Source organism: Halorussus salinus (assembly GCF_004765815.2).
In the GTDB taxonomy this organism is placed as follows: Archaea; Halobacteriota; Halobacteria; order Halobacteriales; family Haladaptataceae; genus Halorussus; species Halorussus salinus.
In genome coordinates, this window is the sequence record NZ_SBIS02000007.1 from 415,547 (window position 1) to 428,095 (window position 12,549).

Here is a 12,549-nt window from a genome sequence, read left to right on the forward strand (position 1 = left end):
AGTCGAGAGAGGAAGCGCGAGCGAGAAAAGCGTTGTCGATTACTCGTCGGGATACTTCGGCTCGCGGCGCTCGGCGCGTTCGAGCGCGCGCTCGACGACTTCGCGCACGTCGCCGTGGAACTCGTCGCCGTGTCCGGCGTACATCGACTCGACGCCCTCGGGCATCCGGTCTAAAATCTCGCGGATGCTCTCGATTTCTCGCTCGCGGGACTGGCCCGCCATGTCGGTCCGGCCGAAACTGCCGTCCTCGAACGCGCCGTCGTTGTACACCACCACGTCGCCGCTGAAGATGGTCGTCTCGGAGACGAACGCGAGGTGGTCGTCGGCGTGACCCGGCGAGTAAACCGCCTCGAACTCCTCGTCGCCGATTCGGAGGCTGTCGCCGTCGGAAATCCGGCGCGTCCGGCGGGGGTGGTCGTCGTAACAGAGGAGTTCCGGGTCGTAGGCGTCCAGCACGGTGTCGAGTTCCGCGACGTGGTCGCCGTGCTGGTGGGTCAGGACCACGGCGTCTACCTCCTCGGCGTGGTCGGCGATTGCGTCCACGACGCCGGGCATGCTCCCGGCGTCTACCAGCACCGTCCTGTCGCCCTCGGCGAGATAGGCGTTACAGGTGAACGTCTCCGCGTCGGCGGTGACGTTGTGTACTTGCATGCCGGGCTGTTCGACCGCACCCCTCAAAACCTTGACGGGCGGCAGGAGACTTTAGTGGTCCAAGCACCTACATTCATTTACACATGGGATTTGGGAGCTACGACGAGTCCGAACAGGAGAATCAGGACTACGATACCGACCTCGACGACGATAACGGCGTGAACACCGAGGAGAACTCCCACGAAGGCAGTGTCGACTTCGAAATCGGAGCCTCGAACGACGAACTCCTCGACCGGCTAGAGGACATCAAGGACGACGACCAGAGCGAGACGTAACCCCCGAGGAGAGGCCCGTGAGACTCGACGGCTCGCGACCCGAGGGCGTGCGACACGACGGGGCGGGATTCCACCCGTGAAGTCCGGCGTCCGCGCGCTGGGTATCGCCGAGTCCTACCGACAGCGTCGGAGTACGCTCGCGGGCGTCGTCACCCGAGCGAGTCGCGTCGCCGACGGATTCGCCTACCGGACCTGTACGGTCGGCGGCAGCGACGCGACGGACGCCATCATCGACGTATTTTCCGCACTGGACCGCGAGGACGTGAGATACGTCTTCGTCGCGGGCATCGCGCTGGCGTGGTACAACGTCGTGGACCTGCGCCGAGTCGGCGACGCCATCGACCGCCCCGTCATCTCGGTCACGTTCGAGGAGAGTCCCGGTCTCGTCGCGGCCCTCGAAGCCGAGTTCGACGGCGACGCGCTCGAAGAACGCAAGGAAGTCTTCGAGCGTCAGCCACCCAGAGAGCGACTGAGCGTCAACGACCAGACGGTCTTCGTGCGCTCGGTCGGTGTCGGGGCGAACGAGGCCCGCGACGCGGTGCGGGCGTTCACGCCGGAGGGCGGTCGGCCCGAACCGCTCCGCGTCGCCCGACTGGCCGCGCGCGCTGGCGACGACCTGCGCCGGAAGACCGAGCAAGAGTGACGACCGTACGAGAGCGGACCGAGCCTCGACGCGCTCGTTGACACGTTCAACACAGCGAGCGCTCGGTGAAACGGACTCTCGTTTGGGTGGACTGAAAGGGGTCGCCCGGTCGCGGGTCGGAGACCCGTGGTCGCCTGACCGTCCCCCATCCGGAGCGAGCGGTTGCGCGGCGCTTCGCGCCGCGAGCAAGCGAGCGGAGGATATGTCGGTCAGCGACCGCGACCGGACGAGGGCTTTCTGAACGTTCCTCGGGATGGCTTTCTCTGCGACTAGTCGTCCAAACCCCGAAACGGCGACTTCAGCAGTATCTCGAAAACAGGCTCCGATTCCGATGCCACCGACTCTTAGTACCCGACCCCCGAACGCATCGCTATGGGAGAAATGGACGGCCTCGACGTGACCGACTGCACGCGCTGTCCCGAACTCGTGGACTGCCGGAGTCGAATCGTCAACGGCACCGGACCCGCGGACGCGGACCTGCTGTTCGTCGGCGAGGGACCCGGCGAGCAGGAAGACCAGCAGGGCGAACCGTTCGTCGGGCGGAGCGGCACGATTCTTGACGACAAACTGCGCGACCGGGGACTCGCCCGCGAGGACGTGCGCATCACCAACTGCGTCCGGTGCCGACCGCCGGAGAACCGCGACCCGACCGCCGACGAGTTGGACAACTGCTGGCCCTACCTCGAAAGCGAAATCGAGCAGATAGACCCCGAGGTGATAATCACGCTCGGGAAGGTGCCGAGCGAACACCTGCTCGGTGACGACGTGGCGGTCACGAAGGAGGCCGGGTCGGTCCGGACCGCCGAACTCGGCGGTGCAGTCCGAGACGTGTTGATTTGCGTCCATCCCGCGGCGACGCTGTACGACCGGAGCCAAGACGAGACTTTGGACGCCGCACTCGACAAGGCGGCCGCGATGGCTGGCGAGGAGTCGGGCGGCCAGTCGCAACTCGGCGACTTCTGACCCGCGAGGAACGGCCGACGGCCGACCGCGGACGGCAGACTGAGGAGCGAAACCCGGACTGCGGACCGAAGGCCCAAACCGTGGACGAAGGCCCCGGACCGCGGACGCCGGTTTCGGCCGGAGTAACGAGTGAATAACAATGGGGTCGCCGTCGGAAGAAAGCGGTCCATGCCCCTACCCCATCCCTCGCTCTCGCTCGAAATCGAGACGCTCGCGTTCGCCGCCGCGGCCGTCCTCGTCCCGCTCGTCGTCGCGGCGCTGGTGTACGCCGACGCGCGACGCCGACGAGCGGACGCGCGACGGGCCGACGCGCGTTCGCGGGGCGCGTCGCTGGCACCCCTCGCGTGGGGCGCGGCGACGTTCTTCTCGGGCGTCGGTTGCGCCGTCGTCGCGGCGTGTTATCTCGTCGTGCGGAGCCGGTGAGGAGCCAGCACACGGTCGCGTAGCGACACCTCGCCCCGCCGCTACCTATCCAGCGCGGCCCACCGGAACGCGTCGTCGAACGCCAGCGCCGACTCGTAGCGGTCCGCGGGGTCGGCCGCGAGCGCCCGGTCGAGGACCGCACCGAGTCGCCCCGAGAGCGAGTCCGTCGCCGTCGAGCCGAGCGGCGGCTCTCCGGCGGTTCGAGTCGGGGGGCCGCCACCGAGGAGGTCGCTCGCCAGCGCGCCGACGCGGTACACGTCGGCGGCCACGTCACTCGAATTCTCTGGCGGCGCGTAGGGGTCCGGCTCTCGGACCGGATTAGAGGGGTCCGTGTCGTCGCGGACCGGGGCGAGCGCGTCGGCGAGGAACCACCCGCCGACCGCGACCTCCGGGGCGGAAGCGGGGTCGTCGGAGTCGGGGGCGACTCGCCCGCGGAGGACGTGCCGGGGCGCGAGGCGGCCGTGGACGACCTCCCGTCGGTGGGCGGCGTGGAGCGCGCGCGCCGCCCCAGAGACGACCTCGACGCGCTCGCGCCGGGCGAGGGGCCACGAGTCGGCCAGCGACCCGCCAGCGAGATACGGCGTCTCGAACCACGGCATCGCGTCGCCCTCGCGGGCGTCCCCCGCGCCGTACTCCCGAATCGGGAGGACGCCCTCGGCGTCCACGTCGCTCCAGCGTTCGACCGCTCGCGCGAACTCCTCGCGGTGGCGCGCGTCGGTCAGGCGCGTCTCGGCGACCAGCGTCGGGCCGTCGGGCGTCCGGACGCGCTTGAGGTGCGTCTCGGTGACGGGACCGCCGCCGAGTCGGGCGAGACGACCCAACTCCGCGTCGGCGTCGGGGTGCGGAGCGGTCGCCGTGGAGTCGCGGGTCGCTCGCCGGTAGCCCGCGGCCAGCAACCCCGCGCCGACGAGTCCGAGGAGGCCGACTCCGGGCGCGGAGGTGGCGAACTCCGCGGCGGTGGCGAGCGGGGCCGAGAGCGGTCTGGCGGGCGGGTCGATGGCGTAGAAGCGACCGCTCCGGGTGCCGACGACCACGAGGTCGCCAGCCGACCGAATCCAGAGCGTGCGCTCGGCGTCGGCGTCGAGCGACCACTCCTCGCGGCCGGTGTCGGCCGCGAGCGCCCGGACGGTCCGGTCGTCCGCGACGTAGACGTGGCCGTGGGCGACCCGGCCCCAGTAGCCGAAGTAGCGCGACCGCACCTCGTACTGCCAGCGTTCGCGGCCAGTGTCGGCGTCCAGCGCGACGACGGCGTCCTGCGTGGACGTGTACACCCGACCGCCCGAGACGACGGGCATGAACCCGCCGATGTCGGGGTTTTCGACGGTCTCAGCGTCGCTCTCGTCGGGGTCGTAGACCCAGCGTCGCTTTCCGGTCCGAAAGTCCACCGCGACGAGTCGGTCGGTCCAGACGTAGGCAGAATCGTCGTCTACCGCGCCGCCGATGGTGTGGGGACGGACCGGGCCGACGCGGGTCCGGAACCGACGCGCGCCGTCCGCGAGCGCGACCCCGTAGACCGCCGACTCCGACCACCCGACGAGGAGGTCCCCACGAATCGCGGCGGGCCACGCCGCGCCCTCTTCCACCGGTTCGTGCCAGCGTCGTCGCCCGTCCGAGCGCCGGAGGGCGGCGAAGCCGTCTCTGCCGCCGAAGATCACGCTGTCGTCGGTGAGGAGCAGACCGCGGACCAACTCGGCCGACGCGGCGGTTCGCCAGCGCAACCTCCCGTCGGCCGCGTCGAGCGCCAACAGGTCGCCGTCGGCGACCGCGAAGACGCTCCCGTCGTCTACCTTGAGTTGGCGCGTCCGGGTCGCCTCCTCGCGGTGGGTCCACGTGACGCTCCCGTCGGCCGCGTCGAGCGCGGCGACGCCACCGTCGTCGCCGACGTAGACGCGCTCGTTCGGCCCGGACGCGACCGCGGGGAGACTCTCGGCCTCGTGTGACCAGCGAACGTCGCCGGTCCGGCGGTCGAACGCGCGGACCTCGCTCAGCGGGTCGCCCTCCTCGCGCTCGGCGTAGACGAACGCGAACGCCGCGCCGTGACCAGCGCCGAGGGGGTAGCAGACCGTCTCGTCACCATCGGCCTCGTACTGCCAGCGGAGTTCATGGCTGGTCTGGACGCCCGGAATCCCGGCCGCCGACCCACCGGCGGCCGGGGCGACTCCGGCGGTGGACTGGGCGAATCCAGTGTGGGCCTCGGCGACGCTCGCGCCGACGCCGCCCGCGCCGACGAGGAGCGCGCGGCGACTCGTCTCTCTGGGGGCCATATCGGGTGGGGACGCGCGGCGCTCTTGAGCGTTGGGGTCGGGGCGATTCCGGGAGTCCGCCTCGTCGCCGTCCCGTGCGGTAGCGTTAAGTGCGCGCTGTCGGAGAGTCCGCGTATGCCTACGTGTCCCTCCTGCGGGCGCGACGCCGACGACCCGAGCTACAGCCAGAAGCGAATCGAGCCGAAGGCCGACCGCGACGGCGTGACCGTCACCGCGACGACGAGCCAACGCTACTGGATGGTGCTGTGTCCCCACTGCGACGCGGTGCTGGGGACCGTCGAGGACCGGCGGTAGGGAACGTCGGGGACCGTCGATGACCGGCGGTAGAAAAGCGTCGCGCGCGCCGGGACCCAAAGCGTTATTTCGTATCCGTCGCTTCCGTGGAGTATGGACGACGACACGAGACAGAAGATAATCTCGGTGTTCTTCGTGCTGCTGATGCTCAGTTCGGGCATCGCATACACGATTTCGCTTATCTGAGCCGAGCAGTGCAACTCGACCGGACGACGCTCAGTACGAGAGTAGCTGGTCGAGGACCATCGCTCGAATCGCGTACCGGGCGTCCTCGGTGCGGAAGTAGACCGTCGTGAGGTCCGCCTCCGAGCGGCGTTGCTGTCGGTCTCGGTGGTCTCCAATCCTCCCGAGGAGCGACTCGAAGCCCTCGGACTCGGGCGAACACTCGGCGTACGACCCCGAGTCGATGGCTTCGCGGGCGACCTCTCGCTCGGCGGACGGCAGGTCCGCGACCCGAATCGGCGCGAGCGCGTCGCGGGCCTCCTCGGGCGGGGTCTCGCGCTCGACCTCGATTCTGCTCTCGTGCATCGCGTCGCACCCGACCAACGGGAGCGACGAACAGCCCGCGAGGCCGCCGCCGACGAGCGCCGCCCCGCCAGCCAGCAGTTCGCGTCGCGTCGCGTTCACGTCGCGCAATCGACCGGACGCCGGAATGAGTTTTGTGGTCCGGCGACTGCGACGCCCCTCGGGTCGGTGGCGCGGTACGGTGGCGCAGTGCGGTGAGTCAACACGGCGGGAAGCCCCGAATCTGGACGAACAACTGCTTGCTCTCGGGCGCGAGGTCGTCCCACGACACCCGACGCTCGTCCACGATGGTCTCGGGGTCGAGCGCGGGGTCAGTGAGGACGGTGTAGGCCGTAACTCGCGGCGGGTCGAGTTCCGGTTCACCGCCCTCTTGGCCGCCTTCGGTACCGTCCCCGCCGCCGGTCTCGGTCGCCGTCGTCGTCTCTCCACCCATTCCCGTCGTCTCCGCTCCACCGGCACAGAGGTCCGGCAGTGGGTCGGCGGCCGGACCGCTCGGCGACCCGACGACGACGCGCATCGCGTGGCCGAATATCTCGTGGGGCGCGCAGTGGAGGTCGTAGACGCCCGACTGCTCGAACGTGTAGAGCCAGTAGCCGCCCTGCGGGAGCGCCGGGGCCGAGAACGGCGGCACCTCGTCGGGCACGCGCTGGAGGTAGCCGAACGCCGGGTGGTACGCCGTCACGGTGTGATGCGGAGACGCGTAGCTGAACCGCACCGTGTCGCCCGGTTCGACGTAGAGGCCGGTCGGTTCGAAGACGAACTCCGGAATCGGCGCGTCGCGGGGCCGAATCTGAACCTCAACCTCGTGGTCGGCGCTGGTCGGCGGGTCGGTCTCGTCGGACAGCGCCGGGAAGCCCCACACCGGGTCTATTTCGTCGTCCTGTCGCGCTCGCTCGCGGGCTTCCGCGGGACTGCGCGCGTCCGTCGCCTCCTCGGCGGACGCGACGGACGCCGCGCGCTCGCTGGCCGCGCTCGTTCCTGCGAACGCCGTCAGCGCGCCAGCACCGCCGAGCGCGCGCAGGACGCTCCGGCGGTTCGCGCTCGGGTCCGAAGTCGTTCGGTCGGTCGATTCGTCGGTCGTCGGTGTCTCGCGTCCGGAATCCCCCATGATTCGACTGGGGTTCACCACGAGTTTGGATAAAGTTACCCTACGATAGTCAACAGTTTCGGAGCGTCGGCCGTTCGGTCGAGTCTCCGTCGGGAGTCCGAGTCGCCGACCGGGGCTACACGCTGTCGTCCCACACGTCCGCCATCGGACTCTTGCGGCCGGTCGAGGAGTCCGACTTCCTCCCCGACGAGTCCCCGCTCGCGGACCGGCCGGGAGACGACGAGTCGCCCGACGAGCGCCCGCCCGACGCCGACCCGCCGCCGGACCCCGAGCGACCGCGGGAGCGCGAGCGGTCCCGAGTTCTGCTGGCCGCGCCCGCCCCGGCCGCCGACTGGCTGGCGCTCCGGGGGTCGAACTCCGGCAGGTCCGGCGTCGTCATGCGCTCGACCTGTTCGCGGAACCAGTCGGGCGTGTCGGTCTCCGCGCGGTCGAAGACTTGCAGGAGGCTCTGGTCGGCGAGGTAGGTCGCGCCGTAGTCGTCGGGTGCCCGGACCACCCGGCCGCAGGCCTGAATCACGGTCCGGAGCGCGGCCCGGTAGTACCACGCCCACTGGCCCTCTTGGAGGCGGTGGGCGACTCTGGAGTCGTTGGTGTTGAGGAACGGCGCTTTGCAGACGACCTGCCAGCGCGCGAGGTCGCCTTTGAGGTCGAGGGCCTCCTCCATCTTCACCGAGAGGAAGACCTCCTCGCCGTCGGTGGCCTTCCACGATTCGAGTTGGGCGTCCCGACTCTCCTTGTCGTGGGTCCGGACGCGGTCGCCGACGCCGAAGTCGTCGAGGAGGTCCGCGAGGCGCTCCTGAATCGCGTAGGAGTGGGCGTGAATGATGCCCTTCTCTCCTCGGTGTTCCTGCATGACCCGGACCACCGTACGGGCGATTTTCGGGAGAGTCTCGTCGCGGTGTTCGTAGGTCATCTTCCCTCGGGTCACGTCGTAGAGCGGCCGGTTCTCGACGGGGAAGGTGTGGCCCACGTCCACCAGCGCGACGTTCGCGGGGTCGAGACCGACCTGCCGACAGAACGCCTGCTTGTTCAGGATGGTCGCCGAGAGGAGCGCGAACTTGTTGCCCCGCTCCCAGACCGTGTGGCTCAGGTACCGCTCGGGGTTCATCGGCTTTATCGTAATCCCGCTTCCCCCGCCGTCCGGTTGGTCCACGACCCACGTCGTTGCGCTCTCCGAATCGCGGTAGTCCTCCACGAACCAGTCCAGTTCGCCGATGAGTTCCTGTAGTCGGTCGCGCTCGGCGGCCTCGTGGGGGTCGAGTTCCTGCCGCGCGAGCAGTTCGTCTTTCTCCCTGCGACACCGATTCCCGAGTCGGTCGGCGTACTCGACGGCGCGGTCCACGCCGGCGCTCTCTAGGTCGGGCACGTTCAGGTCGTCCCAGATGGGCACCGTCCGGGGGTTCAGGTCGATGGCGGCGTACATCTCGGCCCACTCCGCGAGGCCGTGGGCCTCGTCTATCACCACGCAGTCGCGCTTGCGGAACACCTCCGACCCGGCGGTCCGCATGAAGTACGCCAGCGTCATCGCCGCTATCTCTCGGTTGCTGGCGATAGCTCGATCCGAGAAGTATGGACAGCGGTGCTTGACCGAGCAGTCGTACCCCTTCTCGCGGGCGCAGGGTGCCCTATCGACAGGCGTGTCGGTCTCGCCCGGCAGGATACAGGAGTAGTTGCGCTTGCCCCGAATTATCTTGAGGTCGTCCAGCAAGTCGTCCTCGGCCACGTCGTCCAGTTGGGAGACCTGCGGCGTGGTGTAGTAGGCCCCGGTCGCGTCGCTCGGCGCGGCGTCGTCGGGCGTCCGGGCGCATCCAGCGATGGCCCGCGCCAGCAGGGACTTGCCGCTCCCGGTCGGCGCGCGCACCAGCACCACGTCGTTGCCGTCGGCGAAGGCGTCCCGGATGTCGGTCAGGGCCTCGCGCTGAGTGCCCCGATAGGAGGGCGCGGGGAACGCGTCGAAAATCCGGTCGGGGTTCACTGTTCGAAGTCACGGCGGTATCGGAAATAAAGGCTGTCGGTCGCGCCGGTTCGATTGTCGCTCGGAAGACGAACAACTAAAGTTGACGTGTCGGCTCAGTGTGTGGTATCCGGAATGTCATCTCCGCTTCGTCCGGTTTGCGTTACGAACGCAGACCATCACGTCCGGGCAAAGCATCTCGTGGGCGTAGACGAGTCCGGGAACGAAGTTTCGGCCGACGGTCGCTGCGTCACCGTGGCAGTTAGAACGCGCCGAGCTAACGACGCAGAATTGGTTCGTGCGATGGTAGATAGCGGTCTCGAACCGTTCAGACACAAATCCTCGACCGTGGTCCGGCACGGTTCGTTGAATCAGACCGAACGACAGCAGAGAGTGGAAGAGTTCATCGAATCCCTTTCTTCGACGCCCATCACGTGGACCGCAATCGTCTGTGAGGACGGGTTCGACCAACGTGACCGTGCAGCGGCGGTGAGCGTCGCAACCAAGAAAGCCATCACGGGCGCTCTCGACCAAGAAATATTCGACGGTGAAGACGACCCGGCAGTGCTGCTTCACGACGGCAAGCGAGACGGATACAGCGACTACAGCGAGTACCTGCGGAAACAGCTCGCAATGAAGTTCGACACGAGTTTCCAGCGGAATATCTGCCCGGTCCATCTCACGTTCCTTCAGGACGCCGACCGGACGTATCCACAGTCGAACGCGGCAGATTACATCGCGGGCTATCTCCGAAACGCGATGGCCGATCGAACGACGGTCGAAGATTTCGAGACGCTTCACGTTCTAGATTCGTCTTGGCTCCAGAGCGGCGGGACACCTGCACCGGTTTACGAACTCGAAGCACTCCGCCCGGTCGAGGAGAAAGAGATGCGGTCCAGAATCCTCTGTTGGTTGATGGGGCGAGGTATTCCCCCGGAGCCGAATCCGAGCGGTTACGATCCGTTTCGAGAACAAGTCGAACAGCTCTCGAACCCTGTCGTACGTGAGTATCTCCTCGGCGAGTTCTGAAAACCGGATGTCATCGGGCCGTGAGCTACTACCTCACTGCCCTCACCGACGCGGCGGCGCGTTACGCTAACCGCCAACGTCGCATCCTCAGTGTAGAGTAAGTGTTCAGGTAACAAAAATGTTTTCAAACTTTTAGTTTTCCATACAATTGCTGGCGCTACACTATCGTCTACTAGAGCGCCGCCACGTCCTCGGCGCGAGGGTCGTCGGGGAGTCGGTCGATGCAGTCGAAACAGAGGAAGTGTTCGGTCCCGTCGGAGTCGAACTCCAAGGTCATCCCGCCGGTCGCGTCGTGTTCCAGCGTCCAGAGGTTGGCGATGCCGCCCGCGATTTTGACCTGCTCGCCGCATCCGTCGCAGGTTTGCTTGGCCATGTCGGAGACAGCGGCCCCACCGACAAAGCCCTGCCGACGGAATCGAATCGTATATAACCGAGTTCGTCGTGAGAGTGAGTATCAAAGTCGGCTTCGGCCGACGTGGGTGGACACATGCACGAACCAGATTCCTTCACAGCGACTGCCGTAGACCCCGGCGATCACTCCCAGACCGTTCACAGCGCGTTCAACGACCCGGAGGACGACGAACCGTTTGTTCAGACGGTTCTCGACGCACTGGCCGAAGCGTCGGACCGTCCGGTGGACGAACTGAGCGTTCGCCTCTACGACGTGGTGGACCCGGACGCGCTGAACGACCTCTTCCGACCGACTCGGCGGGGTTCGGTCCGCGACGGCGGCCGGGTCGCGTTCGCCCTCGGCGAGTTCGCCGTGGAACTTCACGCCAGCGGCCACGTCTTCGTTCGGAAGACCCACTGACTTCCCCCGGCGGACGCTACACCTCGTCGTCGGGGTCGCGCCTGTCGGCCATCCGGGCGGCCTCGTCGGCGTATCGCTTCCGGCGCTCGGTCTTCTCGACCGCTTCGAGGCGGTCGGGAGCCACGTCGAGCGCGGCGGTCACCGGGTCGAGGAGAACCCGTTTGTTCCGGTGTTCGCGGACGAACCGCTCGCCGTCGGGCGTGGCGTACGTGACGACGATGGTGTGTTCGTCCTGCGCGTAGGTTCGTTCGACCATCCAGACGCGAACCGGCTCGTCTTCGAGCGTCTCGGTCGGCATGTTCCGTGTCGGTGGTTCTCGGTCGGCGAGGTTAGGTTCGGTCCCGAACCTGTGCGGGCGGGCGATTCGGGTCCGCTCTCGCGACGCCCGACGAAACTGCCCGACGCCTTATGCTACTGCGTCACGTAGTCCGCCGAGACCGATGGACGTGAACTGCGAGGAGTGCGCCGGGTGTTGCATCGACTGGCGAGCAATCGCGCCCGTCGCGAGCGACCACGAGCGACGCGGCCCGCGCGAACCGCTGGACGACGCTTACAACCTCGTCCCGCTGACCCGCGACGATACGCGGGCACTCCTCGACGCCGGACTCGCCGACGCGCTGACGCCGCGGCTCTGGCGCGACGAGTCGGGCGTCGAAATCGACGGCGTGTCCGTCTCGGCCATCGACGGCAGGCCCGCCTTCTTCCTCGGGTTGCGCAAGCCGCCGAAACCGGTCGGGCCGTTCGGAACCGACCCGACGTGGCTCCCGACCTGCGTCTTCCTCGACCCGACGACGCTCCAGTGTCGGATTCACGGCGACGAGACCTACCCCGAGGAGTGCGCCGACTACCCCGGCCACAACCTGCAACTGGACCGCGAGACCGAGTGCGAGCGCGTCGAGGAGGCCTTCGGCGGCGACCGACTGGTGGACGACGACCCGCCCGAGGACTTACCGGGGTTCCTGTTGGGACCCCAAGCCGTCGGCCAGAAGGTGTTCGTCTTCCCCGACCCGGAGCGGCTCTCGGGCGTCGTTGGGCGAATCACCGACGACGAGTTGACCGACGACGACCGCGCGCTGTTCGTCGCGGCCGCAGTCGCGTCCGCGCCCGGCACGACCGCGGTCAACCGCGAGCGATTCGAGAGCGCGCTCGCGACGGCCCGCGAAGCCGACTCGTGGGCGGGACGGGCTATCGCCGACTGGGAACGCCGCGCCGGAGGCGACGAGTCGGCGGCCGAAGACCGGGCGACGGGAGACAGCACTCCGGCCGCCGACCCGCGAGTCGCCGAGGAGGTCGAACTCGCGCGCGGCGCTCCCGAGACGCCGGGTTGGAACGAGTGAGACGAAGCGTTAGGAAGATAGGCCGACCGTGACGGCCACGGTCGGTGCTACGCGACGCGAATACCGCGATACAGGAATACTCACGAACCGCTACGTACCGGACTTTATCTCCTCGAACTTGTCGAGGAGGGCCTCCGCGGAGTCACCCGAATCGTATTCTACCGAACCGTGATAGGTCGTTCTGTCGTCGTCTTCGCTCACATCGACGGTGTTGTTCTTGCGTTCACGGCGCTCGTGTTCGTCTTCGTCATAGGCACCCATTGACATGACAA

General features: G+C 67.9%; 16 protein-coding genes. 8 read left to right on the top strand and 8 right to left on the bottom strand.

The annotated features are described in order from the left end of the window. Window positions 1–39: 39 nt before the first annotated feature. The gene (locus EPL00_RS15635) at window positions 40–651 is read right to left on the bottom strand and encodes an MBL fold metallo-hydrolase (protein WP_135853499.1); all 612 of its coding nucleotides are present in this window, start codon (window positions 649–651) and stop codon (window positions 40–42) included. A gap of 83 nt (window positions 652–734) precedes the next feature. On the opposite strand from EPL00_RS15635, the gene EPL00_RS15640 reads away from it, so the two are divergent. The 4 genes from EPL00_RS15640 (at window position 735) to EPL00_RS15655 (ending at window position 2,955) form a co-directional block, all read left to right on the top strand. Next, window positions 735–926 carry a DUF5786 family protein gene (locus EPL00_RS15640; protein WP_135853498.1) on the top strand — a complete coding sequence of 64 codons (192 nt, stop codon included), beginning with the start codon at window positions 735–737 and terminating at the stop codon, window positions 924–926. Window positions 927–1,002: 76 nt separating this feature from the next. Next, entirely contained in the window at window positions 1,003–1,569 is a 567-nt protein-coding gene (locus EPL00_RS15645) for an endonuclease dU (protein WP_135853497.1), read from the top strand. 372 nt (window positions 1,570–1,941) lie between these two features. Further along, complete coding sequence (locus tag EPL00_RS15650; protein WP_135853496.1) at window positions 1,942–2,532, top strand: uracil-DNA glycosylase; 591 nt, start codon at window positions 1,942–1,944, stop codon at window positions 2,530–2,532. Window positions 2,533–2,700: 168 nt separating this feature from the next. Further along, a complete protein-coding gene (locus EPL00_RS15655) occupies window positions 2,701–2,955 on the top strand; it encodes a hypothetical protein (protein ID WP_135853495.1) in 255 nt (84 codons plus the stop codon). Window positions 2,956–2,996: 41 nt separating this feature from the next. Here the strand turns inward: EPL00_RS15655 and EPL00_RS15660 are convergent, their stop codons facing one another. Beyond that, complete coding sequence (locus tag EPL00_RS15660) at window positions 2,997–5,219, bottom strand: outer membrane protein assembly factor BamB family protein (protein WP_135853494.1); 2,223 nt, start codon at window positions 5,217–5,219, stop codon at window positions 2,997–2,999. 114 nt (window positions 5,220–5,333) lie between these two features. Here EPL00_RS15660 and EPL00_RS15665 point away from each other — a divergent pair, with 114 nt between their 5' ends. Continuing rightward, window positions 5,334–5,513: a hypothetical protein gene (locus EPL00_RS15665; RefSeq protein WP_135853493.1), complete on the top strand. Its 180-nt coding sequence runs from the start codon at window positions 5,334–5,336 to the stop codon at window positions 5,511–5,513. 216 nt (window positions 5,514–5,729) lie between these two features. Here EPL00_RS15665 and EPL00_RS15670 read toward each other — a convergent pair whose 3' ends face one another. The 3 genes from EPL00_RS15670 to EPL00_RS15680 form a co-directional block, all read right to left on the bottom strand. After that, window positions 5,730–6,140: a hypothetical protein gene (locus EPL00_RS15670; protein WP_135853492.1), complete on the bottom strand. Its 411-nt coding sequence runs from the start codon at window positions 6,138–6,140 to the stop codon at window positions 5,730–5,732. Window positions 6,141–6,237: 97 nt separating this feature from the next. Then, window positions 6,238–7,146, bottom strand: coding sequence for a cupredoxin domain-containing protein (locus tag EPL00_RS15675; RefSeq protein WP_202932661.1), 909 nt, complete (start codon window positions 7,144–7,146; stop codon window positions 6,238–6,240). A 115-nt stretch (window positions 7,147–7,261) separates the two neighbouring features. After that, window positions 7,262–9,121 (bottom strand): helicase C-terminal domain-containing protein, encoded by a 1,860-nt coding sequence (locus tag EPL00_RS15680; protein WP_135853491.1) that lies wholly within the window; start codon window positions 9,119–9,121, stop codon window positions 7,262–7,264. 102 nt (window positions 9,122–9,223) lie between these two features. Here EPL00_RS15680 and EPL00_RS15685 point away from each other — a divergent pair, with 102 nt between their 5' ends. Further along, window positions 9,224–10,129, top strand: a complete 906-nt coding sequence (locus EPL00_RS15685; protein WP_162224244.1) for a hypothetical protein — start codon at window positions 9,224–9,226, stop codon at window positions 10,127–10,129. 172 nt (window positions 10,130–10,301) lie between these two features. On the opposite strand, the gene EPL00_RS15690 is transcribed toward EPL00_RS15685, so the two are convergent. Continuing rightward, window positions 10,302–10,502 carry a DUF7561 family protein gene (locus EPL00_RS15690; RefSeq protein ID WP_135853489.1) on the bottom strand — a complete coding sequence of 67 codons (201 nt, stop codon included), beginning with the start codon at window positions 10,500–10,502 and terminating at the stop codon, window positions 10,302–10,304. Window positions 10,503–10,616: 114 nt separating this feature from the next. Between EPL00_RS15690 and EPL00_RS15695 the strand changes: the two genes are divergently transcribed. Beyond that, window positions 10,617–10,940, top strand: coding sequence for a HalOD1 output domain-containing protein (locus EPL00_RS15695; RefSeq protein ID WP_135853488.1), 324 nt, complete (start codon window positions 10,617–10,619; stop codon window positions 10,938–10,940). 16 nt (window positions 10,941–10,956) lie between these two features. Here EPL00_RS15695 and EPL00_RS15700 read toward each other — a convergent pair whose 3' ends face one another. Beyond that, window positions 10,957–11,238, bottom strand: coding sequence for a hypothetical protein (locus EPL00_RS15700; RefSeq protein ID WP_135853487.1), 282 nt, complete (start codon window positions 11,236–11,238; stop codon window positions 10,957–10,959). A gap of 142 nt (window positions 11,239–11,380) precedes the next feature. Between EPL00_RS15700 and EPL00_RS15705 the strand changes: the two genes are divergently transcribed. Beyond that, window positions 11,381–12,277 (top strand): YkgJ family cysteine cluster protein, encoded by an 897-nt coding sequence (locus tag EPL00_RS15705; protein WP_135853486.1) that lies wholly within the window; start codon window positions 11,381–11,383, stop codon window positions 12,275–12,277. A gap of 90 nt (window positions 12,278–12,367) precedes the next feature. Here the strand turns inward: EPL00_RS15705 and EPL00_RS15710 are convergent, their stop codons facing one another. Next, window positions 12,368–12,544 carry a DUF5786 family protein gene (locus EPL00_RS15710; RefSeq protein ID WP_238398230.1) on the bottom strand — a complete coding sequence of 59 codons (177 nt, stop codon included), beginning with the start codon at window positions 12,542–12,544 and terminating at the stop codon, window positions 12,368–12,370. Window positions 12,545–12,549: the final 5 nt, after the last annotated feature.